The organism is Rhizobacter sp. P3_B12 (genome assembly GCF_056402895.1).
In genome coordinates this window covers 1-1,294 of record NZ_JBFUGN010001341.1, presented here as the reverse complement: position 1 = coordinate 1,294, position 1,294 = coordinate 1, and the positions used below count along the sequence as shown (strand labels likewise).

The 1,294-nt window shown below is 66.2% G+C and carries 1 protein-coding gene; it reads left to right on the top strand.

Annotated features, from left to right (window positions below; translation table 11 throughout):
- Positions 1 to 382: 382 nt before the first annotated feature.
- A partial coding sequence (locus AC1D01_RS35055) for a BMP family ABC transporter substrate-binding protein (protein WP_477874185.1) occupies positions 383 to 1,294 on the top strand: 912 nt, incomplete at its 3' end.

The window sequence follows — 1,294 nt, the reverse complement described above, 5'->3', positions numbered from 1 at the left end:
CAGCTGAGCTGATGGAGCACGATGCCGACCGTGCGCCACGCGACGAAGGCTGGACTGCCAGCACACCAGAGGAAGTCCGCAAGCTGTTCGCCCGACTCTGATCATCGGCCACCCCCTGAGAGGCGATCCGTCGCCCCCTGGTCTCTTTTGGTGCCACACTGCCCGCGCTTGGCGCTCCGGCCTTGGCGCCGCGCCCCCGTTTGGGACTCCCGCGACGCACTCCTCCAGCGTCTTTCCCCGCTCTGCCCCGCGCAGCCCGGCTGGCACGTCCGTTGCATGTATACAAGAAGGTGTTCTAAACAGCGGCGATCGGGATCGTGCACTGGCGAACGGGCATGACTCCTGCGAACCCACTTACGCGGCGACGCACAGGAGCGCAGAGATGACGCAACAGACGACGCAAGAGAAGTTCCCGGCCGGCTTCCATCGGCGGGATGTCCTGAAGGGTGCCGGCGCGGCGCTCGCCTTGGGTGGCCTGGGTGGCTTCGGCAGCCTCGCGCACGCGCAGGCCCCGATCACCGTCGGCTTCATCTACGTCGGGCCGAAGGACGACTTCGGCTACAACCAGGCGCATGCCGAGGCGGTGGCCGAGATCAAGAAGCTGCCCGGCATCAAGGCGGTGGAAGAAGAGAACGTCCCCGAGACCACGGCCGTGCAGAAAACGATGCAGGGCATGATCTCGCAGGACGGCACGACGCTGCTGTTCCCCACCTCGTTCGGCTACTTCGATCCGCACATGCTGGCGGTCGCGGGCAAGAACCCGAGCGTGCGCTTCGCCCACTGCGGCGGCATGTGGACCGAGGGCAAGCACCCGAAGAACACCGGCAGCTTCTTCGGCTACATCGACGAGTGCCAGTACCTGAACGGCGTCGTCGCCGGGCACATGTCGAAGAGCAAGAAGCTCGGCTTCATCGCCGCCAAGCCGATCCCGCAGGTGCTGCGCAACATCAACGCATTCACGATGGGCGCGCGCTCGGTCGATCCGTCGATCACGACCACGGTGATCTTCACCGGCGACTGGTCGATGCCGGTCAAGGAGGCCGAGGCCACCAACAGCCTCGCCGACCAGGGCATCGACGTGTTCACGATGCACGTCGACGGGCCGAAGGTGATCGTCGAGACCGCCGCCAAGCGCGGCAAGTTCGTCTGCGGCTACCACGCGAGCCAGGCCAAGCTCGCGCCGGCCGCGTACCTGACCGGTGCCGAATGGAACTGGATCACCGCGTACAAGACCATCATCGATGCGGCGCGCACCGGCAAGCCGCACCCGAACTTCGTGCGCGGCGGGCTGAAG